Genomic DNA, 25,957 nt, shown 5'->3' on the forward strand with positions numbered 1-25,957 from the left:
GATATCGCCATGGATCTCGGCATCGCTGGCAAGCGCGCCCTCGTTCTCGCCTCCTCTCGCGGCCTCGGCAAGGGCATTGCCGTGGCGCTCGCCCGCGAGGGCGCCCATGTGCTGCTCTGCGGCCGCAGCGCTGACACGCTCGCGGCCAACTGCGCGGCGATCAACGCCGAAGGTCCCGGCCGCGCCGACTGGGTTCAGGCGGATCTTGGCGACGAGACCTTTGTGGAGACCGTCGTCGCGGCTGTCGGCGAGAAGCTCGGCGGTATCGACATCCTCGTCAACAATTCCGGCGGCCCCACGCCGGGCTCCACCGAGGACATGAGAGAGGAGAAGCTCCTGGCCTACTTCCAGTCCATGGTGCTGCGCATCATCACGCTCACCAACCGGCTGCTGCCTGCTATGAAAGAGCAGCGCTGGGGTCGCATCCTCACCGTCGCCTCGTCCGGCGTGATCGAGCCGATCTCCGGTCTTGCCCTTTCCAACACGCTGCGTCCGGCGCTGGCCGGCTGGTCGAAGACGCTGGCGACGGAAGTCGCCCAATACGGCATCACCAGCAACATGCTGCTGCCCGGCAGCATCTTCACCGACCGGCTGAAGAGCCTCGACGCCGCCGCGGCCGAGCGCAGCGGCAAGAACGTGGACGATGTGAAGGCCGCCTCGGAAAGGGCGATCCCCGCCCGTCGCTACGGCACCGTCGAGGAATTCGCCGCCACCGCAGCCTTCCTGTGCAGCAGCCCGGCGAGCTACGTCACCGGCAGCCTGGTGCGCTGCGACGGCGGCGCGGCGCATTCGGTCTAAGCATCGCTCAGGCGGGCCGCCTCCCGGCCCGCCGCTTTTGCGGAGGCAAACAGGCCTCTGCCCTTGCCATTCCCCGCCGCCTGTGGCATCTCGCGCCCTCTTCATTCCAGAGCGCATCTGATGCGCCCTTTCGCGCGGCGCCACTTGCGCCGCTTCAACACATTTCGATAGATGACAGGGGCACGGCGATGGCACGGGCACTCGGGCTTGATTTCGGCACGACGAACACGGTTCTCGCGCTCGCTTCCGGCGGCAGCGAAACACAATCGATGCATTTCACCAGCAGCGTTGGCGAAACCGATACGATGCGCACCGCGCTCTCCTTCATGAAGGATCCGCAGGTGGGCGCGCAGGCGTTGAAGGTGGAGGCCGGACAGGCGGCGATCCGCCAGTTCATCGACAATCCCGGCGATTGCCGTTTCCTCCAGTCGATCAAGACCTTTGCGGCAAGCGCGATCTTCCAGGGCACGCTGATCTTTGCCCGGCGGCATTCCTTCGACGACCTGATGGAGGTGTTCCTGCGCCGGCTGAAGGCCTATGCGGGCGAGGAATGGCCGGGCACGGTATCCCGGCTCGTCGCCGGCCGCCCGGTGCAGTTCGCCGGCGCAAGCCCCGACCCGAACCTCGCGCTCGAGCGCTACAACGCGGCGCTGACGCGGCTTGGCTTTCCGGAAATCCACTACGTCTATGAGCCGGTCGCGGCCGCCTACTACTTCGCGCAGACGCTGAAGAGCGACGCCACGGTGTTGGTCGCCGACTTCGGCGGCGGCACGACCGACTATTCGCTGATCCGCTTCGAGCGACAGGCCGGCCGGCTGACCGCAAAGCCGATCGGCCATTCGGGTGTCGGCATTGCGGGCGACCATTTCGACTCGCGTATGATCGCACATCTCGTGGCGCCGGAAATCGGCAAGGGCTCGCATTTCAAGAGCTTCGACAAGGTGCTGGAGGTGCCCTCCGGCTACTACGCCAACTTCGCGCGCTGGAACCAGCTATCGATCTTCAAGACGACGCGGGAGTTCGCCGACCTCAAGTCGCTTGTCCGCTCCGCGTTGGAGCCGGAAAAACTGGAACTCTTCATCGACCTCGTCGAACACGACGAGGGGTATCCGCTCTACCAATCGATCTCGGCGACCAAGATGGCCCTTTCGGACGCGGAGGAAGCCGAGTTCAATTTCGCCCCGCTCGGCGCCGCTGGCCGCAAGATGGTGAAGCGCTCGGATTTCGAAACCTGGATCGCACCGGATCTCGCACGCATCGAGGGCGCTCTGGACGACGTGCTGGAGAAGACGAACACGGCGCCCGGCGACGTCGACAAGGTGTTCCTCACCGGCGGCACCTCCTTCGTGCCGGCGGTGCGCGGCATCTTCACGCGCCGCTTCGATGCCGGGAAGATCGAGACCGGCGGCGAACTGCTCTCCATCGCCCACGGTCTGGCGCTGATCGGCGAAAGCGACGACGTGGCGCAATGGGCGGCGTGACGGCGGCGCTTTCCTCCGGGAGCCGGCTTCGCTAAGGTATGCAGCATGACCGCAGCCCATGACCTTCATCCCGAGCAGCTTCGTTCGCTTCTGCATTTCTATGCGGATGCGGGTGTGGAATGGCTGCTGGAGGAAGAAGCGGTCGATCGCATCGCCGAATTCGAGGCGATGCGCGCATCACGCGGCGCGCCCCAAGCGCCTGCGCAGCGGGAAGTCGCTGCGGTCGAGCAGCCGGCAAGACAGGCGCCAGCGCGGCAGGAACAACAGCGCCCGGCCCCCATTGCCGCGATGGCGAATGTCGCGATACCGGACAGCCAGGCGGTCGCCGAAGCAGAATTCGCCGCAAGCAGTGCGCGCTCGCTCGACGAATTGCGCACGGCAATGGAGACCTTCAACGGCTGCAATCTGAAAACCAGCGCCCGCTGCCTTGTCTTTGCGGAGGGCAAGGCCAAACCATCCGTCATGGTGATCGGCGCCATGCCGAATGCCGACGACGACCGCGACGGCCAACCCTTCTCCGGCCGGCAGGGCGCGGTGCTGGACCGCATGCTTGCCGGTATCGGGCTTGCCCGTGCCGATCTGCTGCTGACCAATGTCGTGCCATGGCGACCGCCGGGCAACCGTCCGCCGTCGCAACGCGAGGCGGATATCTGCCGCCCGTTCATCGAGCGTCAGATCGCGCTTGCAGAGCCGAATCACCTGCTGATTCTCGGCAATTTCGCTGCCCGCTTCCTGTTCCGATCCAACGATACGATCCATCATTTGCGCGGAGAATGGCGGGAAGTCGCGGTTTCCGGCCGCCCGGTTCCGGCTTTCGCGACGCTTCATCCGCAAGATCTGGCCACGGCCCCGATCAGCAAGCGGCTGGCCTGGCAGGATCTGCTCGCTTTCCGTGCAGGGCTTCGTGGCTAGTCTCGCGAGCCAGATTGAATAAATTCAATCGCTTACGATTTTTGTGCATCAATGCCCGTCCGGATTCGCCGCAAATTTGCCTTCAGCATGAACAAATTGTTTCAACAGCCATGCGAATTGCACATATCTGCCGGGCAGAATGTCGCATTGCAAAATCCATGTTGCGGCGCAATATATCAACACGGGAGGACAGGATTTAAGGAAACGACCCATGACCGCCCGCTTTCGGCCCATCCATTCGAGCTTCGAGACGCTCCGCCACACCGGCCGGCGCGCCGGCCACGGCTTCAGCGGCATCGCCGCTCCGGCCAATGAGCAGCTCACGGCCATCGGCTTTGCCCGCATCACCCGCCCCGTCCAGCTCTTCTCGGACTTCATCCAGCGCTGAGCGGATCGAGGGCGCAGTCGCCCTCGCGACACGACCAACCCAGGAGCAAACCATGGCCGCTTTTCGCAAGCTGATCTCAGACATTGCCGACATTCGCGCCGCCGTGAACGCCGCCCGCGAATATTCCGTGCTGGCCTCGCTGCCGCGCGATGCCGCCCAGCGCCGCGACCCGCTCAAGGCTTTCCTGCCCAACTGAGCAAGGCTTTGACCGCTGTTCGCGCGGCGGTACGATCTTCATCGTGAGGAGGTGAGTCGCCTTTCCTCCGGTGGCGATCAGATTTAACAAAAATCTTCCTGGATTACGCCAGCCGCTGTCGCTGTAGACAGCGCGTGGCCGCCGCAATAGAGCGACATTCGTAAATCGAATGCCCTTCCGCGGAGCCCCCATGCTGGCGAGCCTTGCCTCCATTCTCAGCCTCATGCTGTCCACCCTGCTGATGATGGTGGCCTTCGGGCTGCAGAGTTACGTCGTGCCGGTGCGCGCCGTGGCCGAGGGGTGGTCGACGCAGACAATCTCGATGATCGCGACGGGCTATACGATCGGCTTCACACTCTCCTGTATCGTGACGCCGAAATTCGTGCTGCTTGTCGGCCATGTGCGCGTCTTCGTGGCACTGATCACCTTGCTCTCCATCGGCATCCTGCTCTGCGCCATCGTGGTCGACTGGCGGGCGTGGATGCTGTTTCGCGCGATCTCTGGCTTCGCCATTTCGGGCAGCTATCTTATCATCGAGAGCTGGCTGAACGAGCGCGTGACGAACGAAAACCGCGGCTCGGTCTTCTCCATCTACCTCATCACGACGATGGTCGGCACAATCGGCGGGCAATATCTCGTGCCGCTTGGCGACCCTTCCAACACCTCGCTCTTCATCGTTTGCGGCATCATCTTCTCCATCGCTCTGATGCCGACGGCGCTGACCTCTTCACCGCTTCCGGCGCCGCCGACGCAGGCGCGCTTCAACGTTCCTGCACTCTATCGGCGCTCGCCCGTGGCCGTGATCGGCGCCTTCCTCGCGGGCGCGCTTTCCGGCGCTTGGCTCAATCTCGGCGGTGTTTTCACGCAACGCATCGGCCTCTCCACCGCCGAGGGCGCGACACTGCTTGCCTCCGTGCTCATCGGCAGCGCCGTCGCGCAGATCCCGATCGGCCGCGCCTCCGATCGTATGGACCGCCGCCTCGTCATGGTCGCCTGCGGCATCATCGGCACGATCTCGTGTATCGCCATGGCCCTCGTCGCCAACGGATCGCCGATCGTACTCTATATCGCCGCCGCTTGCGTCGGCTCGGTGATCTTCCCGATCTATGCGCTGAACGTCGCGCATGCCAACGATCGGGCCCAGCCGGATGAATATGTCGAGGTCTCCTCGGGCATGATGATCGTCTATGGCGTCGGCACCATTTCCGGTCCCATCGTCGTCGGCCCGATCATGGATCGCTTCGGCCCCGGTTCTCTCTTCGTCGTGCTCGCCGTCTATTTCGCGCTCTACGCGGCCTATGCCGCATGGCGTATCAGCCGGCGCGAGGCCAATGACGGGCTCGTCACCAAGACGGACTTTCAAGCCATGGCCGCGCAACCGCTGGGAGCCGACGCTGCGGCTGCAGCACTGCAACCCGATGCCACGACGGCAGAGCCCGTCGAGGACACGACGACACCGGAATGGCGTCAGCCCTGAGGCAATTTGTGACGCAACTCGGCGCGACGTTTCAAATCCAGCCGGTGCTCGCGGAAGATGACGAAGATGCCGGCGGTGACGACGATGGCGGTGCCGATCAACATGGCGCCGGTCGGCACGTCGCCGAACAGAAAATAGCCGATGATGAGGCCGAGCACGATCGAGGTATATTCGAACGGCGCGATGGTGGAGACGTCGGCATAGCGGTAGCTCGAGGTCAGCAGCAGCTGGGCGATGCCCCCGCAGAAGCCGGCCAGCGCCATCAGGCCCAGGGACGGCCAACTGAGCGCAATCCAGCCGAAAGGTAGCGTCGCCAGCGAGAAAATCGACGCGAAGAGCGAGAAGTAGAGCACGATGGTCGGCGTGCGCTCTGTCTGTACCAGCTTGCGCACCAGCACCATGGCGACGGAGCCCAGCACCGCGAACGCCATCATGGCAAGCGCCCCCATCGCCTCCGACGAGCCGAAACCGCCGTCGCGAAACAGCGTCAGGCGCGGCCAGCTGATGATGGCGACGCCTGTGAGGCCGACGAGAACCGCCGTCCAGCGATAGACGCCGACCTTCTCCTTGAGAAAGACGGCGGCGATGACGACGGTGACAAGCGGCAGAGCGTAGCCGAGCGCGATCGATTCCGGCAGCGGCAGGTGGATAAGGCCGTAAAAACCAAAGCCCATGGAAAGAATGCCGACGAAACCACGCTTGAAGTGGCCGAAGATGTCGTCCGTCCGGAAGGCATCCCGCAACTGGCCATGCGCGCCGAGAAAAACCAGGATCGGCACCATGGCGAAGGCGGAGCGCAGGAACGTGATCTGCCCCGCCGGCAGGTCCTTGCCTGCCGCCTTTATGAGCGTCGACATGCACAGGAAGACCACGACCGAGGCGACCTTGAGAAAAATCCCCTTCATGGGATCGGAAGACTGCGTATCCATGGGGAACTCGTCACGGCCGGAAGGCCGTGGCATCAGGCGTTGAAGAAGATCGGAAAACCGATTCAGACCTTCACAAGTCTAGCGGGATTGCCGGTCGGATGGGATCAATTCTCGTGATGCACCAAACATTCTTTTGATCGGAACGCAGCCGGCACAAAATTGTGAATGGGGGTTCCATGGAAATGAGATGTTAAGCGAATAAGCATATCTTTTCGCGGAATTTGGGGGCAGACCGCCTTTCGGGGGCGTCGCGTTGTATGAAAACGGGACGACCAGCGGCGGCAACGAGCAGGACATATCCATGCGGACAGAGAACGGCCAGATCATCCACCTGGCGGACTATCGCCAGACTGACTTTGTTCTCGAGCGTGTCGACCTGACCTTCGAACTGGACCCGACGGAGACCAAGGTCGAGGCCCGGCTGATCTTCCATCGCCGCGACGGCGTCGATGCGAACGCCCCGCTGGTGCTTGATGGCGACGAGCTCGTCATGACCAGCCTGCTCTTCGACCAGCTGGAAATGGACACGGCGCGCTATGACGCGACGCCCGACAGCCTGACGATCCGCGACCTGCCCGCCAGCGAGCCCTTCGAAGTCACGATCACCACGATGATCAATCCCGAGGCCAACACGCAGCTGATGGGCCTCTACCGTTCGAACGGCATCTACTGCACGCAGTGCGAGGCCGAGGGCTTCCGCCGCATCACGTATTTCCCCGACCGGCCGGACGTGCTCGCCGTCTACACGGTCAACATCATCGCCGACAAGGCGAGCTGCCCGCTGCTGCTCTCCAACGGCAACTTCCTCGGCGGTGCCGGCTACGGCGAAGGCAAACATTTCGCCGCCTGGTTCGACCCGCATCCGAAGCCGTCCTATCTTTTCGCACTGGTTGCCGGCGACCTCGGCATTGTCGAAGACACATTCACGACGATGTCCGAACGCGAGGTCACGCTGAAAATCTATGTCGAGCACGGCAAGGAAGCCCGCGCGGCCTATGCGATGGACGCGCTGAAGCGTTCCATGAAGTGGGACGAAGAGGTGTTCGGCCGCGAATACGATCTCGACATCTTCATGATCGTCGCCGTCTCCGACTTCAACATGGGCGCCATGGAGAACAAGGGGCTCAACGTCTTCAACGACAAATACGTGCTGGCCGACCCGGAAACCGCGACCGACCAGGACTATGCGAATATCGAGGCGATCATCGCCCACGAATATTTCCACAACTGGACCGGCAACCGCGTCACCTGCCGCGACTGGTTCCAGCTCTGCCTCAAGGAAGGCCTGACGGTCTATCGCGACCATGAGTTCTCCGCCGACCAGCGCTCACGCGCCGTCAAGCGCATCGCCGAGGTGCGGCATCTGAAGTCGGAGCAGTTCCCGGAGGATGCAGGCCCCCTCGCCCATCCGGTGCGCCCGACGAAATACCGCGAAATCAACAATTTCTACACGACGACCGTCTACGAAAAAGGCTCCGAGGTGACGCGCATGATCGCGACCATCGTCGGCAAGGACGGCTTCAAGAAGGGCATGGACCTCTATTTCGAGCGTCATGACGGCGATGCCGCGACGATCGAGGATTTCGTGAAATGCTTCGAAGAGGCAAACGGCGTCGATCTCGGCCAGTTCTCGCTCTGGTATCATCAGGCCGGTACGCCGCTCGTCAGCGTTTCCTCGAGCTACGACCAGGCGAAGGGTGAATTCACGCTGTCGCTCGAACAGATGATCCCGCCGACGCCCGGCCAGAGCACCAAGGAGCCGATGCACATTCCGCTGCGCTTCGGCCTCATCCTCGCCGATGGCTCCGAGGCAACGCCTTCTGCGGTCAGCGGCGCCGATGTCGACGGCGATGTGCTGCATCTCAGGGAACGCCGCCAGACGGTGACGTTCTTCGGTATCGCTTCGCGGCCGGTCGTTTCGCTGAACCGCAGTTTCTCCGCCCCGATCAACCTGCATTTCGAGCAGGCGCCGGGCGATCTCGCCCATATTGCCGCCCATGACAGCGACCTCTTCTCCCGCTGGCAGGCGCTGAACGATCTCGCTCTGCCGAACCTCGTGGACGCGGCGCGCAAGGCCCGTGCCGGTGAGGCGATCGAACCGGACGCGGTTCTCGCCGACACGCTGATCGCCATTGCCGGCGATGAGGCGCTGGAGCCGGCGTTCCGGGCACAGGCGCTGGCCTTGCCCTCCGAGTCCGATATCGCCCGCGAACTCGGTAGCAACAACGATCCGGACGCCATCCGTGCCGGCCGGGAAGCCGTGCTGGCTTTCATCGCCAACCGTAACCCCGCCGTCTTCGCCGCGCTATTTGAAAGCCATGGCACCAAGGGTGCCTTCACGCCGGATGCGGCGAGCGCCGGACAGCGCGCGCTGCGCAACGCGGCGCTGGCCTATCTCGCCGTCTCCGATGGAACGCCGGCCCGTGCTGCCGCCGCGTTCAAGAGTGCGGACAACATGACGGACCTGAGCGCCGCACTCACCGTGCTTGCCCACCGTTTCCCCGATGCGCCTGAGACGGCCGACGCGCTGGAAACCTTCCGCGCCCGCTTTGCTGAAAACGCACTCGTCATCGACAAGTGGTTCTCCATCCAGTCGACCATTCCGGGCGATGGCGCGCTGGAGCGCGTCAAGGCCCTGATGACGAGCCCGCATTTCAACAAGGCAAACCCCAACCGCGTACGGGCGCTGGTCGGCACCTTCGCCTTCTCCAACCCGACCGGCTTCAACCGGGCGGACGGTGCCGGCTACCGGTTCCTTGCCGATCAGATCCTCGAGATCGACCCGAAGAACCCGCAGCTTGCCGCCCGCATCCTCACCTCGATGCGCTCCTGGCGTGCACTTGAGGAAGGTCGCTCGGATCACGCGCGCAATGCGTTGCGAACGATTGCGGCAGGCGAAAAGCTGTCGTCGGACGTTTCTGATATCGTCGAGCGGATGCTTAAAGGTTGAAATTCTGAAAACCCAATGATTTCGGGCGCTTCGGCGCCCGTTTTCGTTTCGCCATACAAGTTTGCACCGGCAAAATATGGTTAACAAACTTTTACCTTTTCCTCTGGACAAGCCGAATCACAATTGATTCATTAGGGCAGATTCGGGCGAGCGGCGCGCCGAATCACGAGAGGGTTACGAGGTTTGAAGACTATGGCGGACGCGCAACGAGGACGCGCATCCGGTGGGTGGACTCGTCTCAAATTTCCAGGAATGGCGGCCTGGGAAAATGAGCTGACGGGACAGGCGAAGATTTTCGCCGGACCTGCCGGACGGCATTTGACACGGGCCGAGCCCGTGCTGAAACGGTCGATACCGATCCTGATCATCGCCTTCCTGTTCGTGGTGGCCATTTCGCGCATGGTCGGCATCATGGTCGAGCACGACCGGATGGATACGAGCGTGAAGGACACGACCTCGCTGACGGCGTTGGCTGTCGGCGCAGTCTTTTCCGGCCCCATGGCCGATAGTCTTGCGAAATCCGACCGCATGGTCGTCGAGGCGGCGCTGTCGCTCAACCTGCCGCAGGACCGTATGCAGCCCGGCGGGCTCGTGCTCTTCGTCGAGGAAAAAGGGCAGATCTTCGGTGCCTCGCTTGCGGCGGCGCGCTATGTCGGACAGTCGCTCGCGCGCTTCTCGCCCGAGCTTGCCGCCACCCAGTATTTTGGCGATCCGGCCGGCGTCTTCCGCACCCGCATCGGCGGGCAGGATTACTATGCCTCGCTCGTGCAGATGCCGCGAAAGGGCGGCTTCGTCATCGTCGCCAATCCGCTGAGCCAGATCGCCCTGTTCTGGCGCGACGAGGTGGCGCTGAACGTTACGCTCTTCGCCGGAATTTCGGCGATCCTGCTCGTCGTCCTCTACGCCTATTACATCCAGGCGAAACGCGCGCGCGATGCCGATTCGATCTTCGCGGAATCCAACCTGCGCGTCGAAACCGCGCTCGCACGCGGCCGCTGCGGCTTATGGGATTTCGACCTGTCGAGCCGGCGCCTGTTCTGGTCGCGCTCCATGTATGAAATGCTCGGCATGCCGCCGCGTGACAGCGTGCTCTCCTTCGGCGACGCCGCGCGTCTGATGCATCCCGACGACGACGGCATCTATCAGGTTGCCCGCGCGGTTGCGCGCGGCGAGGCCAAGCAGGTCGATCAGGTTTTCCGTATGCGCCACGCCGAGGGGCACTATGTCTGGCTGCGGGCCCGCGCCCAACTCATCCGCATGGCCTCCGGCCGTATGCACATGATCGGCATCGCCATGGACGTGACGGAGCAACACCGGCTCGCCCAGCGCTACCAGGAAGCCGACCAGCGCCTTGCGGATGCCATCGAATGCACCTCCGAGGCCTTCGTGCTATGGGACAAGAGCGACCGGCTCGTCATGTGCAATGCGCACTACCAGCAGGCCTATGGGCTTCCCGATGACGTGCTGGTGCCCGGCACCGAGCGCACCGCAGTCAATGCGGCGGCGGCCCGCCCGGTCATCGAGCGCCGTATCGCGGATGCGGACGGCACCGGCGCTTCGCAGACCAGCGAAGTGCAGCTTGCCGACGAACGCTGGCTGCAGATCAACGAGCGCCGTACCCGCGACGGCGGCCTTGTCTCCGTCGGCACCGATATCACCATGATGAAGCGCCATCAGGTGCGTCTGCGCGAATCCGAGCGCCGCCTCATGGCCACCATCGGCGATCTCTCGGCCTCGCGCGCCAAGCTGGAGCGGCAGAAATCGGAACTGTCGGTCGCCATCGCAAACTACCAGGCGGAAAAAGACCGTGCCGAGGCGGCCAACCGCGCCAAGTCGGAATTCCTCGCCAACATGTCGCATGAGCTGCGCACGCCGCTCAACGCCATCCTCGGCTTCTCCGAAATCCTGCAGAACCAGATGTTCGGTCCGATCGGTTCGGACAAGTACCGCGAATATTCCCGCGACATCCACGAGAGCGGAAAGCACCTGCTGAACGTCATCAGCGACATTCTCGATATGTCGAAGATCGAAGCCGGCCATATGCGCATCAGCTGCGAAACGATCGATCTCGCGCCGCTGATCGAGGAGACCATGCGCCTCACCATGCTGCAGGCGGAAAAGAAGCATATCGAGGTGCAGCAAACCTGCCCCGCCCGTCTTCTGACCGTTGCGGACCGCCGCGCGATGAAACAGATCCTGCTGAACCTCCTGTCCAACGCGATGAAGTTCACCAACGACGGCGGCAAGGTGATGGTGCGCGCGCGCAGGGTGGACGGCGCCATAACGCTGACGATCGCCGATACCGGCATCGGCATCCCGAAATCCGCGTTGCAGAAGATCGGCCAGCCCTTCGAGCAGGTGCAAAGCCAGTATGCCAAGAGCAAGGGTGGCTCGGGCCTCGGCCTCGCCATCTCGCGGTCCCTGGCGCACCTTCATGGCGGCGCGATGCGGATCCGATCCACGGAGGGCCGGGGCACGATCATCTCCGTGCGCATCCCGGACCGGGAGCGGCTCGCGGCGCTGCATCTGGCGGCAGCGTAGAATCTCCTCTCCGCCCGGCAGGCGGAGAGGGCCTCACCGGCTAGGCCCTCACCGTCGCCTGCAGGATCTTGCGCACCGCCTTCGAAATCCTGCGGATTTCCGCCTCCAGCGTGCGCAGATCCGGGCAGTCCCCTGCACGGCAGACGAGATCGACAAGTCCTGCCGGCGCTTCCTTCGGATCGAACCCGCCATCGACGCAGAGGCGAACGATCTGCGAAATCTCCGTGTAGAACGACAGCGCCCTCTCGACCGTTTCGAGATCGTTGGGGTCCATCATCGCCTTGCCGAGCACGGCCAGCGCCCCGCTTGTCGGCAGAACCTTATCCGGCTGCGACGCGCCGCGCGCGGGCGCCACCAGCGCGAGGAACTGGGCGATGAATTCAATATCGATCAACCCGCCGGCGATGAGCTTGAGGTCCCAGATGTCCTTCGGCGGTTTCTCCCGGTCGATGAGGTCGCGCATCTCGGTGACGTCCTTGGCGACCTTCACCGTCTCGCGCTTGCGCGAAAGCACCGTGCGGAAAATCTCTTCCGCTTCCTTCATGAGGCTCTCGTCACCGCAAAGCACGCGGGCGCGTGTCAGCGCCATATGCTCCCAGGTCCAGGCCTCCTCGGCCTGATACTTGGCGAAGGCGTTGATGCGGGTCGCCACCGGCCCCTTGTTGCCGGAGGGGCGAAGGCGCATGTCCACTTCGTACAGCACGCCCTCCGCCATCGGGGCGGAGAGTGCCGCGATCAGCCGCTGGGTGATGCGGGTGAAATACTTCATGTTGTCGAGGGGCTTTGCGCCATCCGACTCAAAGGCGTCGCTGTCGTGGTCGTAGAGCAGGATCAGGTCGATGTCGGAGCCGGCGGTCAGCTCGAAGCTGCCGAGCTTGCCCATGCCGACCAGCGCCACGCGTCCACCCGGGAATTTGCCATGCGCGGCCTCCACCTCGTCCAGCACCGCCTTCAGCGCCGCGGCGACGATGAGATCGGCGACGTGGGTGAAGGCGCGGCCAGCCTGTTTTCCCGTAATCGCGCCGGTCAGCAGCCGGATACCGATGAGGAAGCGTTGTTCGGCGGCGATGATGCGCAGCCGGTCGAGGATTTCCTCGTAGTGCCGTGCACCGGAGACGAAACCTTCGATGCGTTCGGCGAGATAGGCGCGCGTCGGAAGTTCGGCCAGGAGGCCCGGGTCCAGCATGCCATCGAAGACATGAGGCTTGGCCGCGATGACCTCCGCAAGGCGGGGGGCAGACGACATGATGTTGACGATGAGGGAAAGCAGCGCCGGATTGTTGCCGAGCAGCGAGAAGAGCTGGATGCCCGCCGGCAGGCCGGAGATGAAGCTGTCGAAGCGCAAAAGCGCCTCGTCCGCGCGCTTGTTCTCGCCGAAGACGCGCAACAGCCGCGGCGTCAGTTCCGTCAGCCGCTCGCGCGCCTCGACGGATTGCGTGGCGCGGTAGCGGCCATAGTGCCAGGTGCGGATAGTACGGGAAATGTCGGCGGGGCGCTCGAAGCCGAGACGCTTCAGCGTTTCCAGCGTATCCGGATCATCCTTCTGGCCCGTGAAGACGAGATTGCCGGTCTCGGAGGAAAGCTTCGCCTCCTGCTCGAACAGGGCCGCATAGCGTCGTTCGACGGTCTTCAGAACCTCGACGAGTTTTGCCGAGAAGCTGGCCGTGTCGGCAAAACCCATCATGAAGGCGATGCGCTTCAACTCCGCCTCGGTTTCCGGCAAAAGATGGGTCTGTTCGTCGCGCACCATCTGGATACGGTGCTCGACATCGCGCAGGAACCAGTAGGCCTCCGTCAGTTCTTCGGCCGTCGCCTCGTCAATCCAGTTCGCCCTGGCCAGCTCCCCGAGCATGGGTTCGGTGGCACGGAGCCGAAGCGCCGGCACACGTCCGCCGGCGATCAGCTGCTGGGTCTGCACGAAGAACTCGATTTCGCGAATACCGCCGCGGCCGAGCTTGACATTGTGCCCCTTCACCGCGATCTCGCCATGGCCCTTGTGCACATGGATCTGCCGCTTGATGGAGTGGATGTCGGCAATCGCCGCATAGTCGAGGTATTTGCGGAAAACGAAGGGCGTCAAGCCCTTGAGGAAGGCTTCACCGGCTCTGATGTCACCGGCAACGGGCTTGGCCTTGATGAAGGCCGCACGCTCCCAGTTTTGCCCGCGGCTTTCATAATACAGCATGGCGGAATCGAAGGAGATGGCGAGCGGTGTCGCACCGGGGTCCGGGCGCAGGCGCAGGTCTGTGCGGAAGACATATCCGTCCGCCGTGCGCTCCTGCATGATACGGATGAGACGGCGCACGAGGCGGGAGAAGGTTTCCACCGCCTCGCTGGCATCGACGGCGACCTCGGCCATCGGATCGTAAAACACGACGAGGTCGATATCGGAGGAGTAGTTGAGCTCCGCGGCACCGAGCTTGCCCATGCCGAGCACGATCAGCCCGGACTTTTCGCTCGGATGCGCGGGATCGGGCAACTTCAGCTTGCCGCTATGATGGGCGGAGAGAAGAAGATGATCGATAGCGGCAGACGTTGCCGCTTCAGCCAGCCCGGTCAGAAAAGCGGTGGTGCGGCGCGCGTCGAAAATGCGGGCAAGGTCCGCGAGCGCGGTGAGGAAGGCGACCTCGCGTTTGGCGATGCGCAGTCGCGTCATCAGCAAGGCTTCCGTCACCTCGCCGTCCGTCGGTTCCCAGGCCGTGCGGGCACGGACGATGGCAGCGTCGATCGCCGGTACGATCGGCTCCTCCAGCGCGCGGGCCAGCAAACGCGGATCGATGCGGGCCGTGTCGCGCAGATAGGGCGAAAGCGTGAAGGCGGCGACGACAAAGTCCTTGAGCGGACCTTCCTCGCCAAGCAGCCTTGCGATGGCGGCGTGGTCTTTCGCCCAATCCTTGAGATCGGACAGTACGGACTTGACCTCCGTCTGGCTCAACGGCCGGATCGGAGAGGTCGAAAGATCGGAAAACCGCGTCGTTTCCGTCACGTTCATGATGTCTCCTCGCCTTTTTGACGAGGTGTATCAGTCCGGAAGGATCGGGAAAACCATCCTGACCGTCAGCCCCCGATTGTTTTGCCGTTCGGGATGGGTTGCAGCAAGCTCCAGTCGTCCGTGATGCATCTCCATGACGGCGCCGACGAGCGACAGGCCGAGACCCGTGCCCGGCTTGGAGCGGCTGGCGTCGAGACGGACAAAGCGCTTCACCACATCGTCGTGTTTGTCATCGGGTACGCCGGGGCCATTGTCGGCGACCGACAAAACGACATCCCCATCGCGGCGCGCCAACGAGACGCGGATTTCTGGCTCGCTCTGGCCGCCTTCCGCATATTTGATGGCATTGTCGATGAGATTACCGAGCGCCTGACCCACGAGCTCCCGGTTGCCCTTGATCTCGATAGCCTCGGCGATGTGAGTGACGAGACGGAGCCCGCTGTCTTCGGCGACCGGCTCGTAGAGTTCCGCCCCGTCGCGGGCGATGCCGCTTATGTCGATCGCGCTCATCTCCGCGGGCGCCTGCCCTGCCTCCACGCGTGAAATCATCAGAAGCGCATTGAAGGTGCGGATAAGCTGGTCGGACTCGCCGATCATCTCCTCCAGCGCGGTGCGGTAATCCGCCTTGTCATCGCCGGCAAGGGCGGCCTCCGCCTTGTTTCGCAGGCGGGTCAGCGGCGTCTTCAGATCATGCGCGATATTGTCCGAGACCTGTTTGAGGCCTTCGTTGAGCTTTTCGATACGCCCCAGCATGGTGTTCAGCGATTCGGAAAGGCGGTCGAACTCGTCGCCGGAACCGCTGGTCGGCAGGCGCTGGGAGAGGTCGCCGGCCATGATGCGCTGGCTGGCTCCGGACATGCGATCCATGCGTTTCAGCGCATTGCGGCCGATGAGATACCAGATGGCGAGCGCGCCGATACCCATCACGCCAAGCGCCACCATCAACGCCTGGCGCACAAGCTTGCGGAAATTCTCCGGCTCGCCGAGGTCACGGCCGACAAGCACCCTCAGTCCATTGGACAGGACGATGACCTGCGCATAGGCCATCGGGCGGTTTCCACCGCGTGCCTCCTCCTGATAACGCTGGTAGAGGAAGGGTGCCTCCGTCCAGCCCTCGGTGTCCAGCACACCGGGCTGCAGCGAAGCAACATTGCCCGCCAACACTTCGCCCGTCGGGCTTGCGATGATGTAGAGATTGGCCCCCGGCTGGCGGGCGCGCCGCTCCAGCGTGCGCAGCAGGCCATTCATGCCGCTCTTCTCAAAAACAGCTTCGATCTGCTGGGTTTCCTGCGCCACCGCATCGCGCATCTGCTGCCGCAGAAGCCCCTCCGACATGGTGGAGACATAGAAGACGAGGAATGCCGCGCAAATGGCAAACAGCAGGAGATAGACCGCCGAAAGGCGCACCGCCGTGGTGCGGTAGAGCAGGGTCAGGCGGCCAAGCGGTCCATTCATGGGGTCAGCCTGCCGCCTCGTCCTTCATCATGTATCCCGCGCCGCGCACCGTGCGCAGCAGCGGCTGGTCGAAGTCCTTTTCGATCTTCGAGCGCAGGCGCGAGACGTGGACGTCGATGACATTGGTCTGCGGATCGAAGTGGTAGTCCCAGACATTCTCGAGCAGCATGGTGCGTGTCACCACCTGGCCGGCATTCTTCATCAGATATTCGAGCAGGCGGAATTCGCGCGGCTGGAGGAGGATTTCCCTGCCGGCGCGCTTCACGGTGTGGGAGAGACGGTCGAGTTCGAGATCGCCGACGCGATAGACCATGTCCTGCTCCGGCGTGCCCTTGCGACGGCCGAGCACTTCGACACGGGCTAGAAGCTCGCTGAAGGCATAGGGTTTGGGCAGATAATCGTCGCCACCGGCGCGAAGGCCCGTCACGCGGTCGTCGACCTGACCGAGGGCGGAGAGGATCAGGACGGGGGTATGGATATTGCGACGCCGCAGTTCCGAGATCAGCGACAGGCCATCGCGGCGCGGCAACATGCGGTCGATGACCAGCACGTCATAGCTGTTTTCAGTCGCCAGGAAGAGGCCGCTTTCGCCGTCACTCGCATGGTCGAGCACAATGCCTGCCTCGCGAAAGGCCTTCGAGAGATAGGCGGCCGCCTCCAGATCGTCTTCTACAATCAATATCTTCATCTTAGAGACCTTACAGCATGTTCGGCGGGCCTTGGATACGGCGACGCCGCGAAACCGAGCGATTTCGCGGCGCCATTCGAGAGGGCTATGGAGCCGTTCAGCCCTGATCGATCGGCAGCGCCAGGAAGCGACTGCCATCCTTGGTCTCGATCTGGAACAGTGCCTTGGAGCGGCCGTCCTTGCGGGCGCCGTCGAGAACCTTCACGACGTCGTCGGCAGACTTGACCACCTGGTTGTTGACCGAGGTGATGCGATCGCCTTCCTTGAGGCCACGGTCGCCGGCATCCGAGTCCGGATCGACGGCGGAAACCGTCAGGCCGTCATCGCCGGGGGTAACCGTGATGCCGAGGTCGGCGAGCGCCTGCTCGCTGGCCGGAGCTTCCGGTTCGGCTTCGTCGGTGCCGGTCGCCGCCTGGATCTGCTCGCCGGCAAGCGTGCCGATCTCGACCGAGACGTTCTGCGACTTGCCATCACGCCAGACCGAAAGGTCGACCTTCTTGCCGGGCGCGATCTGCGCGACCCGGCGGGCAAGGTCACGCGGGTCCTTGATCGGTTCGCCATCAAGCGCGGTGATCACGTCACCCTTCTTGATGCCGGCCTTGGCACCGGGGGAGTCGGCCTGCGGCTCCACGACGAGGGCACCGGCGGCATCCGCCAGACCAAGCGAGTCGGCGATGTCACGGCTGACAGGCTGGATCTGCACGCCAAGCCAGCCGCGATCGACCTTGCCGTCCTTCATCAGGTCGGCGACGACGCCCTTGGCGACGGACGCGGGAATAGCGAAGGCGATACCGACATTGCCGCCCGACGGCGAAAAGATCGCGGTATTGATGCCGACGACCTGACCCGAGAGGTTGAAGGTTGGGCCGCCCGAATTGCCACGGTTCACGGCGGCGTCCACCTGCAGGTAGTCGTCATAGGGGCCGGAGCCGATGTCGCGGCCGCGGGCCGAGATGATGCCGGCCGTCACCGTACCGCCGAGACCGAACGGGTTGCCGACGGCGACGACCCAGTCGCCGACGCGGATCTGGCTGTCATCGGCAAAGCTTACATAGGTGAACTTGCGCTTGTCCTTTTCCTCGACCTTGAGGACGGCGAGGTCCGTGCGGCTGTCCTTGCCGACCAGCTTGGCATCGAGCTCCGTGCCGTCGTTCATGACGACCGTAAAGGCCGAGCCGTCGCTCACGACGTGGTTGTTGGTGACGATGTAGCCATCTTCCGAGATGAAGAAGCCGGAGCCCTGCGAGGTCGGGCGCAGATGCGGCTTGCGGTCGCGGCGGTCGCCGCGATCACCGAATTGACGACCCGGGCCGCGATCGCCGTGGAACTGGTCCTGGCCTCCGAACTCACGGAAGAAACGCTTCAGCGGATGGTCGTCGGGAAGTTCGTCAAGACCGCGACCACCGAAGTTGAACGAGAAATTGCTCTCGTCGTTGGCCGGCTTGATGTCGGACTGGACGCGAACGGAAACGACGGCCGGGGAGACGGCCGAAACGACGTCGGCAAAGCTCGCAACCTGCGGGCCTTCGACCGATACGGCTTCCGCAAAACTCTGGGTCACACTGGCGGGAATGCCGGTTGCAAGCATAACGGCCGCAAGCCCGGCGACGGTGGTCGTCTTCAGGACGGTCTTGAGACCTGGACGGAATGCTGAAATCTTGGACATTCTTTGCACCTTTTCTCTGCTTTCGTGGCCGCGTTCAGCGGCTCATGAAAGAAGAGATAGGACGGCGCACATTACAGCACACTATCCGCAGCATGAAATTTTGGTAATGTTGGAAAAATCCGCTAGTCGCGCTTGAGCGCACGCTCCAGCTCGGCCTTTTCGACATCGGAAAGCGGTGTTCCTGTCGATTTTCCGCCGCGCCTGCGCACGAAGAGGATCATGGCCGTCGCGCCTGCGAGAAAGAGCACGATCGGCGCACCCCAGAGCAGCAGCGTTTCGCCGCGCAAACGCGGGTTCAGCAACACGAATTCGCCGTAGCGCGAAACGACGTAGTCGATGACCGCCTCGTCGCTATCGCCGTTTTTCAACCGCTCGCGCACGAGAAGGCGCAGATCCCGGGCAAGCTCCGCGTTGGAATCGTCGATCGACTGGTTCTGGCAGACCATGCAGCGCAATTGCGACGACAACGCCCGCGCCCGCGCTTCCAGAGCCGGATCGGTGAGCACTTCGTCCGGATTGACGGCGAAGGCCGGGACAGCGGTCAGCAGGAAAGCGAGGGCGAGCAGCAGGCGGCGCATCATTCGGCCGCCTCCAGCGCGGGCTTCAACTTGCGCGCCTTCTGCGGCGCGCCGACGCGCAGGCGCCGGTCGCAAAGCGAAACGACACCGCCCGCCATCATGATCAGCGCACCGATCCAGATGCAAAGAATCATCGGTTTCCACCAGACGCGCACGACAATGCCGCCGTCGGCCATGGCATCGCCGAGCGACACGTAGAGCTGGCTCAGGCCGAAGGTCCGGATACCCGCTTCCGTCGTCGGCATGCGGCGCGCCGTGTAGAGGCGCTTGGAGGACCAGATGTCCGTGACCGTCACGCCGCCCCGCGCCACGGTGAAGTGGCCTGATTCTTCGGTATAGTTCGGTCCCTGCCCGCGGCGCATGCCGTCGAAGGTCAGCGTATAGCCGCCAGCCTCCACCTGCATGCCGGGTTTCATTTCCACGACATGTTCGGTCTCGAAGGCCGTCACCGCGATGACACCGACAACCATCACGCCGACGCCGGTATGGGCAAGCGCCGTGCCGAAGGCCGAGCCCGGCAGGCCGACCAGACGGCGGAAGGCGACATTGGGCTTCACCTTGCCGATACCGGCGCGCAACGCGAGGTCGGTGACCGACCCGGCGATCATGTAGAAGCCGATGGCAATGCCGAAATAGGCGAGAACCGGTCCCCCGCCATGCATGTATACGACGCCTGCCGAAACGACGAGACCAACAGCGACCGCCGCGAAGAGGCGCTGTCCGGCCGCGAAGATGTCGCCGCGCTTCCAGGCGAGCAGCGGCCCGAAGGGCACGGCCAGCAGCAGCGGCAGCATCAGCAGACCGAAGGTGAGGTTGAAGAAGGGCGGGCCGACGGAGATCTTTTCACCCGTCAGCGCTTCCAGCACCAGCGGATAGAGCGTGCCGGTCAGCACCGTGGCCGCCGCCGTCGTCAGGATCAGGTTGTTGAGAACGAGTGCGCCTTCGCGCGAGATCGGCGCAAAGAGCCCGCCGGCCTTCAGCGTCGCGGCACGGAAAGCGAAGAGCGACAGCGCGCCGCCGATGAAGAAGACGAGGATGGCGAGGATGAAGACGCCACGCGTCGGATCGGTCGCAAACGCGTGCACCGAGGTCAGTACGCCCGAGCGCACGAGGAAGGTGCCGAGAAGCGACATCGAGAAGGTGAGGATCGCCAGAAGAACGGTCCAGATCTTCAGCGCCTCGCGTTTTTCCATGACAAGTGCGGAATGCAGGAGCGCCGTGCCGGCAAGCCAGGGAATGAACGAGGCGTTTTCCACCGGATCCCAGAACCACCAGCCGCCCCAGCCGAGTTCGTAATAGGCCCAATAGGAGCCCATGGCGATGCCGGCGGTGAGAAAGCTCCAGGCGGCGAGCGTCCACGGACGCACCCAGCGCGCCCAGGCCGCATCGATCCGCCCCTCGATCAGAGCGGCGATGGCGAAGGAAAAACAGATGGAGAAGCCGACATAGCCGAGATAGAGCAGCGGCGGATGGATCGCGAGGCCGATATCCTGCAGCACCGGGTTGAGGTCCTGGCCCTCGGCCGGCGCGGGCGAAAGGCGGATGAACGGATTGGACGTCAAAAGGATGAACAGCGCGAACGCCGTCGAGATCAGCCCCTGAATGGCCAGCACATTGGCGCGCAGTCGCTCCGGCAGGTTCGATCCGAATGTGGAGACCAGCGCGCTGAAGAAGACGAGGATGAGGAGCCAGAGCAGCATCGAGCCCTCATGGTTCCCCCATACGCCCGAGATCTTGTAGATCATCGGTTTCAGGGAGTGTGAATTCTCCCAGACATTTGCGACTGAAAAATCGGAGACGACATAAGCGAAGGTCAGCACCGAGAAGGAGAACAGCACGAGCAGGAAGCCGGCAAGGGCCGCGGCGGGGGCCACGGCCATCAGCGAGCGGTCATTCCTGATGGTGCCGACCAGCGGCAGCACGGATTGAATGATGACCGTCGCCAGCGCCAGAACGAGCGCATAATGTCCAAGCTCGATGATCATTTGATCGTTTCCTTGCCGGAGAGTTCCACACCCTGCGCCTTCAGGCGATCCGCCACGTCCTTTGGCATATAGGTCTCGTCATGCTTGGCAAGGACGGTATCGGCGACGAACAGACCGTCCATGCCGAAAGCGCCTTCCGCCACCACGCCCTGCCCCTCGCGAAAAAGGTCCGGCAGGATGCCCGTATAGGTCACCGGCACCGTCGCCAGCGTGTCCGTCACCGTGAAGGTGATGGTCGAGCCCTCGCCGCGCTTCACCGTACCATTTTCGACGAGACCGCCAAGCCGGATGCGGGTGCCGGGCGAAAGGTTCGCCTTGGCGATGTCACCCGGTACATAGAAATAGGCGATGGACTGGCTGAAGGCGAACATGACGAGCAGCACCGCCGCCACGAGAAAGGCGACGCCGCCGCCGATGACTGCCAGACGTTTCTGTTTGCGCGTCATTGTGTGTTGCCCTCAACCGAGATCGATAGGTCCCGTGCAAGCGCCAGAAGCTGTTTGCCGTTCTCGCTGTCCGCCGGGAAGGTTTTCAGCGCCGTCTGTAACGCCGCTTCAGCCTTCGGCCTTTGATCCAGCACAACATAGGAACGGATGATGCGCATCCATCCTTCGAAATTGGCGGGATCTTCCTGCAGTTTTGCCGCAAGATTCTCGACCATGCCTGCGATCATCTGCTGCCGGTCGCCCGTCGACATGTCCTCGGCCGCCGCGACATCGCCCGCCGTCGGATTGCCGAGTTGTCCCGACGCACCGCCTTCGCCCAGCGCAGCGATATGCCTGTTGACGAGCGGCAGCCAGGGCGCATCGGCCGGCGTTTCCTTTGCCAGCGCCTCGAAGGCGGCGCGCGCTTCCGGCTTCTTACCTTCCTGTTCCAGCGCCAGCGCGAGATAGTAGCGCGCACGCGGATTGTCCGGCTTGAGCTTCAGCGATTCTTCAAGCTGCCGGCGCGCATCCGCCGTAATCACGCCGTCGGCGAGAGCGATCAGCGCCTCGGCATAGCCGTCCAGCCGCTCCGGGTTCGCCCCGAGCAGGCGGATCGCCTGCGCATAGGCGTTCGCCGAATCCTCCATCCGGCTGCTGCGATAGTAGATCGGCGCCAGCAGGTCCCAGCCGGCACCATCGTCCGGATTGCGCGCAAGATGGCTTTCCGCCCGCGCGATCAGGATGTTGATATCGTTACCGGGGTTGGCGAGACGCTCTGCGAGCGGCTGGGCCGGAAGATCCGGCCGGCCGGTCGCCAAATAAAGACAGAGCCCGATGGCGGGCAGCAGCACGATGACAAAGGCCTGCGCCAGACGGTTGCGCCCGCTCGTGCGCGCCTTTTCCCTGGCTTCGGCCTTGCTGGCGGCAATCAGCCGGCGCGCGACTTCCGCGCGGGCAAGCTCGGCCTCGCCGGCACCGATAAGGCCCGTCGCCTCGTCGCGCTTCAACTCTTCGAGCTGGTCGCGATAGACCTCGACGTCATGGCCGGAACCGTCAGCGGACGCCGAAGGGCGCCGCAGCAGGGGGAGGAGAAGGGCAGCAGCCACGGCTGCCGTCAGGATGGCGACGAGAATCCAGAAAAGCATGACCGTTCAATTACTGGAACGCCGCGGCGTTTCCAATTCCCCTGGGAACAATGACGCAAAATTGAGGCGTTTCGCCGCAAGGGTCAAACAGCCGGCGAAACGCGCCGACGCGACGCTATCAGGAAAGCGGCGTCCAGGCCCCGTCCGCGTTGCGGCAGGCCGCACCGCGCGTCGCGGTATCACGGCCGTTGACGGTCAGCGTGTGGCTGTACTGCCGGCAGTTCTGCGAGCCGACCTGATAGGGGGCCGCCGCGACCACCGCGCCGCTGACGCCCTGCCCCTGCCAGACGACCGGCTGGCCGCCAGGTGCGGCTTCCAGCGCGCGGTACTCCGCTTCGAGCGCCCTCTGCATATCCGCCTTGGAAAGCTGTGCCGCGCTGTTGCGGCTCACGAGGCCACCCTGAAGCGCGCTGATATACACGCCGGGGCCAGTCGCCACCGTCGCGCCATCGGCCGAGGTCTTGCCGCCCGATGTGGTCGTGCATCCCGAGGCCGTCAATACTGCCAGAAGGAGTGGGAAAAAGGCGCCGCGCAAACCCGTCTTCATCCGCTCGACCGTCTCTCTTCCTGCAAGGGCCGGAAATGTCCCGGCAATTCTTCCTCCCCGCGACCCTCATTGTCGCGAGTACTTCCCTTGTTGCATTGTCCGTCGCCTCAGGCAACATCCTTTGTGACGGCCGGCAGCACGAGCCGCGCGCGCAACCCGCCGCCCGCGCCACGCGAAAGCCCGAAGGTGCCCTGGTATTCCGATGTGATCTCGCTGACGATCGAAAGGCCAAGCCCGGTGCCCGGCTTGCTCTCGTCGAGCCGCTTGCCGCGTTTCATCGCCTCGCGGATCTGGTCCGGTTCGAGCCCGGGCCCATCGTCTTCCACCTCGATGACGATCCAGCTCTTGCGTCCGTCATCGTTGCCGCGCACATCCGCCGGTGCCACGGAAACGCGCAGATCAACCACCGCCCGGGCATAACGCGCCGCGTTTTCCAGCAGGTTGCCGACCGTTTCCTCCACATCCTGCTGTTCCATGGCGAGCACCAGGCCCGGGGGATCGACGGCGAGCGGAAACAGCTTGTCGGCATTGAGCCGCCGCATCACGCGCACCAGCCGCTCCAGCACCGGCTGCACCTCGGTGCGGGCCAGAACGGATTCGCGCTGGGCGGCAATGCGGGCGCGGTTGAGATAGGACTGCACCTGGCTCTGCATGGCCTCGGCCTGTGTCTTCACAAGCTCGCCCTGTGGCGCTGAGATGAGGCGCGACTCGTTCAGCAGAACCGCGATCGGCGTCTTCAGCGAATGCGCGAGATTGCCCACCTGCATGCGCGCGCGCTCGACGATGCGCCTGTTGCTATCGATCAGCGCGTTCACCTCGCTTGCCAAGGGCAGGATTTCCCTTGGGAAATCCCCATCGAGCTGCTCGCTCTCCCCCGCCCGGATCTTTTCCAGCGCCTTGCGTGCCCGGTCGAGCGGTCTGAGACCGATGAGGATCGCCGCCGCATTGAGCATCAGGCTCCCGACGCCGAAACCCGCCAAGGCGAGGTAGAGGCTACCGGAGAAATCGTCGATATCCTTTTCCAGCACGTCACGGTTCCCGACCACCCGAAAGCGCGCCGTGCGTCCCTCGTCGTCGAGCACCACTTCCGTCTCGCCCACCTCCACGTCGTTGCCGAAGGAATCGATGGTCGTATAGAAACGCTCGTAGCGTGTATCGAAGGGAATGCTGTCCGTATCGGGGATCGGAATGCTGCCCGTGCCGAGGGATGCAGAGGTCAGGGCCTCGCTTGCCAGCGCCCCGCCGATCGGTTCGACGATCCAGTACCAGCCCGATTGCGGCTGGAAGAAGCGGAGATCCCCAAGCTGCGGCGTGCCGGAGAGCCGCGTCTGCTCGTCGGTCGAAACGGAGTTGATGACGTTGTAGAGTTGCGCGCGCAGAAGATCGCGGAAACTCCTCTCCGCGCTCTGGCGATACAGCGTCGAGATGACGACGGCGATGACGATCAGCGCCAGCGCCGCCCACAGCGAGGCGAGGAAAAGAACGCGGAAGGTAAGCGAGCGGGAGCGCCTGGCGTTACTTGCCATTGGCGGGGGCTTGCATCCGGTAGCCGAGGCCGCGCACGGTCTCGATCAGGTCGACGCCGATCTTCTTGCGCAGACGCCCGACGAAGACCTCGATCGTGTTGGAATCGCGGTCGAAATCCTGATCGTACATGTGCTCGACCAGCTCCGTGCGCGAAACCACCTCACCCATATGGTGCATGAGGTAAGAGAGAAGGCGGTACTCGTGCGAGGTCAGTTTCAGCGCCTCGCCATTGACGGACGCCTTGGAGCCCTTGGTATCGAGCCGCACGGGACCGCATACGATATCGGCGCTCGCATGGCCCGCCGCGCGGCGGATGAGCGCGCGGATGCGGGCGAGCACTTCCTCGACATGGAACGGTTTTGCCACATAGTCGTCCGCACCGGCGTCGATGCCGGCCACCTTGTCGCTCCAGCGGTCGCGGGCGGTCAGCAGGAGAACGGGCATGCCCTTGCCGTCGGCGCGCCATTTTTCCAGAACGGTGATGCCGTCCATTTCCGGCAGGCCGATATCGAGGATGATGGCGTCATAGGGCTCGGTATCGCCGAGATAGTGCCCCTCCTCGCCATCGAAGGCCTGGTCCACCACGTAGCCGGCGTCCTTCAGGGCTTCGCTGAGCTGCCGGCTCAGGTTGACGTCGTCCTCGACCACCAGGATGCGCATTCGCCCTCTTCCTATTTTCTGATTTCCATCGCCGGGCCGAATGCCCGGCGGCCTCACATTGGTACGCGCACCGTCACCTTGCGCGGCCGGGCATTACCCTTGCCGGGCACCAGCACGGTCACCACGCAGGTATCGCCCTTCGGCTGCGCCGAGAGAAGCTCGCCGCCCGTCTCGGACACCACCTGCTCCGCGGCGGCGCTGCAGTCGCCTGCGGCCTGCACGACATCGCTCCCGGAACCCGTCAGGACGGGACCCGGCAGGGTCAGGCTGGCCGCAAGGGCGGTGATGAGAAGTGGCGAGGCCATGAACATACTTTCAGGTGCGGATCACTATGATGCAAGCAATAACCGATCCTCGCTGAATGGCAAATGAATGGGGTGCGGAACTTCGAAGGGGATTTCAGCGCACCGGACGGCGCGCTGAAATCCGCCCGTAGATGGCAATAACGCCGCCGATCGTGCCTGCCGCAGCAACCAGAAGATCAGTCAGCTCCCCCTCGTCGCCGGTCGTCACCTCGACGCCCGCAGCGTTGGCCAGCGAGGCGGCGATAGCGATCAGGGCGCCCCAGACGGTGCGCGATTTGTACCAGGGTTTCATTTCGTCGTTCATCGGTCATC

22 protein-coding genes are annotated in these 25,957 nt (G+C 63.8%); 8 read left to right on the forward strand and 14 right to left on the reverse strand.

Annotation, left to right across the window (positions count from 1 at the left end; translation table 11 throughout):
* Positions 1-9: 9 nt before the first annotated feature.
* The 6 genes from MUO32_RS07555 to MUO32_RS07580 all read left to right on the forward strand — a co-directional run bounded on the left by MUO32_RS07555 (position 10) and on the right by MUO32_RS07580 (position 5,252).
* Positions 10-798, forward strand: coding sequence for an SDR family oxidoreductase (locus MUO32_RS07555; protein ID WP_257947609.1), 789 nt, complete (start codon positions 10-12; stop codon positions 796-798).
* A 188-nt stretch (positions 799-986) separates the two neighbouring features.
* Positions 987-2,279, forward strand: a complete 1,293-nt coding sequence (locus MUO32_RS07560; protein ID WP_257947610.1) for an Hsp70 family protein — start codon at positions 987-989, stop codon at positions 2,277-2,279.
* Between the two features lie 45 nt (positions 2,280-2,324).
* Positions 2,325-3,191 carry a uracil-DNA glycosylase family protein gene (locus MUO32_RS07565; RefSeq protein WP_257947611.1) on the forward strand — a complete coding sequence of 289 codons (867 nt, stop codon included), beginning with the start codon at positions 2,325-2,327 and terminating at the stop codon, positions 3,189-3,191.
* Between the two features lie 211 nt (positions 3,192-3,402).
* Positions 3,403-3,579, forward strand: coding sequence for a hypothetical protein (locus tag MUO32_RS07570; protein ID WP_257947612.1), 177 nt, complete (start codon positions 3,403-3,405; stop codon positions 3,577-3,579).
* A 52-nt stretch (positions 3,580-3,631) separates the two neighbouring features.
* Positions 3,632-3,775, forward strand: coding sequence for a hypothetical protein (locus MUO32_RS07575; protein WP_158565446.1), 144 nt, complete (start codon positions 3,632-3,634; stop codon positions 3,773-3,775).
* A 190-nt stretch (positions 3,776-3,965) separates the two neighbouring features.
* Positions 3,966-5,252 carry an MFS transporter gene (locus tag MUO32_RS07580; RefSeq protein ID WP_257947613.1) on the forward strand — a complete coding sequence of 429 codons (1,287 nt, stop codon included), beginning with the start codon at positions 3,966-3,968 and terminating at the stop codon, positions 5,250-5,252.
* Here MUO32_RS07580 and MUO32_RS07585 read toward each other — a convergent pair.
* Positions 5,243-6,181 carry a DMT family transporter gene (locus tag MUO32_RS07585; RefSeq protein ID WP_257947614.1) on the reverse strand — a complete coding sequence of 313 codons (939 nt, stop codon included), beginning with the start codon at positions 6,179-6,181 and terminating at the stop codon, positions 5,243-5,245. The two genes, MUO32_RS07580 and MUO32_RS07585, sit on opposite strands and share 10 nt — an antisense overlap.
* Positions 6,182-6,482: 301 nt before the next feature.
* Between MUO32_RS07585 and pepN the strand changes: the two genes are divergently transcribed.
* Together pepN and MUO32_RS07595 are read left to right on the forward strand one after the other, a co-directional pair.
* A complete protein-coding gene (pepN, locus tag MUO32_RS07590; protein ID WP_257947615.1) occupies positions 6,483-9,131 on the forward strand; it encodes an aminopeptidase N in 2,649 nt (882 codons plus the stop codon).
* Between the two features lie 192 nt (positions 9,132-9,323).
* Positions 9,324-11,672: a PAS domain-containing sensor histidine kinase gene (locus tag MUO32_RS07595; RefSeq protein ID WP_374708611.1), complete on the forward strand. Its 2,349-nt coding sequence runs from the start codon at positions 9,324-9,326 to the stop codon at positions 11,670-11,672.
* A 40-nt stretch (positions 11,673-11,712) separates the two neighbouring features.
* Here the strand turns inward: MUO32_RS07595 and MUO32_RS07600 are convergent, their stop codons facing one another.
* The 13 genes from MUO32_RS07600 to MUO32_RS07660 all read right to left on the reverse strand — a co-directional run bounded on the left by MUO32_RS07600 (position 11,713) and on the right by MUO32_RS07660 (position 25,949).
* Positions 11,713-14,664 carry a bifunctional [glutamine synthetase] adenylyltransferase/[glutamine synthetase]-adenylyl-L-tyrosine phosphorylase gene (locus MUO32_RS07600; RefSeq protein ID WP_257947617.1) on the reverse strand — a complete coding sequence of 984 codons (2,952 nt, stop codon included), beginning with the start codon at positions 14,662-14,664 and terminating at the stop codon, positions 11,713-11,715.
* A 30-nt stretch (positions 14,665-14,694) separates the two neighbouring features.
* Entirely contained in the window at positions 14,695-16,119 is a 1,425-nt protein-coding gene (locus MUO32_RS07605; protein WP_257947618.1) for a HAMP domain-containing sensor histidine kinase, read from the reverse strand.
* 4 nt (positions 16,120-16,123) lie between these two features.
* On the reverse strand, positions 16,124-16,807 hold the full coding sequence (locus MUO32_RS07610; RefSeq protein ID WP_257947619.1) for a response regulator transcription factor: 684 nt from the start codon (positions 16,805-16,807) through the stop codon (positions 16,124-16,126).
* Positions 16,808-16,904: 97 nt separating this feature from the next.
* A complete protein-coding gene (locus MUO32_RS07615; RefSeq protein WP_257947620.1) occupies positions 16,905-18,473 on the reverse strand; it encodes a Do family serine endopeptidase in 1,569 nt (522 codons plus the stop codon).
* A gap of 122 nt (positions 18,474-18,595) precedes the next feature.
* The gene (locus MUO32_RS07620) at positions 18,596-19,054 is read right to left on the reverse strand and encodes a cytochrome c-type biogenesis protein (RefSeq protein ID WP_257947621.1); all 459 of its coding nucleotides are present in this window, start codon (positions 19,052-19,054) and stop codon (positions 18,596-18,598) included.
* Positions 19,051-21,036: a heme lyase CcmF/NrfE family subunit gene (locus tag MUO32_RS07625; protein WP_257947622.1), complete on the reverse strand. Its 1,986-nt coding sequence runs from the start codon at positions 21,034-21,036 to the stop codon at positions 19,051-19,053. The genes MUO32_RS07620 and MUO32_RS07625 overlap by 4 nt, the downstream gene beginning before the upstream one ends.
* Positions 21,033-21,482 carry a cytochrome c maturation protein CcmE gene (gene ccmE / locus MUO32_RS07630; protein WP_257947623.1) on the reverse strand — a complete coding sequence of 150 codons (450 nt, stop codon included), beginning with the start codon at positions 21,480-21,482 and terminating at the stop codon, positions 21,033-21,035. The genes MUO32_RS07625 and ccmE overlap by 4 nt, the downstream gene beginning before the upstream one ends.
* A complete protein-coding gene (gene ccmI / locus MUO32_RS07635) occupies positions 21,479-22,606 on the reverse strand; it encodes a c-type cytochrome biogenesis protein CcmI (RefSeq protein WP_257947624.1) in 1,128 nt (375 codons plus the stop codon). Before ccmI ends, ccmE begins: the two co-directional genes overlap by 4 nt.
* A gap of 118 nt (positions 22,607-22,724) precedes the next feature.
* Positions 22,725-23,153 carry a hypothetical protein gene (locus tag MUO32_RS07640; protein ID WP_257947625.1) on the reverse strand — a complete coding sequence of 143 codons (429 nt, stop codon included), beginning with the start codon at positions 23,151-23,153 and terminating at the stop codon, positions 22,725-22,727.
* A gap of 107 nt (positions 23,154-23,260) precedes the next feature.
* Positions 23,261-24,679, reverse strand: coding sequence for a HAMP domain-containing sensor histidine kinase (locus tag MUO32_RS07645; RefSeq protein ID WP_257947626.1), 1,419 nt, complete (start codon positions 24,677-24,679; stop codon positions 23,261-23,263).
* Positions 24,669-25,340 (reverse strand): response regulator transcription factor, encoded by a 672-nt coding sequence (locus MUO32_RS07650; protein WP_257947627.1) that lies wholly within the window; start codon positions 25,338-25,340, stop codon positions 24,669-24,671. The genes MUO32_RS07645 and MUO32_RS07650 overlap by 11 nt, the downstream gene beginning before the upstream one ends.
* A gap of 53 nt (positions 25,341-25,393) precedes the next feature.
* Positions 25,394-25,645: a hypothetical protein gene (locus MUO32_RS07655; protein ID WP_257947628.1), complete on the reverse strand. Its 252-nt coding sequence runs from the start codon at positions 25,643-25,645 to the stop codon at positions 25,394-25,396.
* A 94-nt stretch (positions 25,646-25,739) separates the two neighbouring features.
* On the reverse strand, positions 25,740-25,949 hold the full coding sequence (locus MUO32_RS07660) for a hypothetical protein (RefSeq protein WP_257947629.1): 210 nt from the start codon (positions 25,947-25,949) through the stop codon (positions 25,740-25,742).
* Positions 25,950-25,957: the final 8 nt, after the last annotated feature.

The organism is Shinella sp. CPCC 101442, from assembly GCF_024704725.1.
Taxonomy (GTDB): Bacteria; Pseudomonadota; Alphaproteobacteria; order Rhizobiales; family Rhizobiaceae; genus Shinella.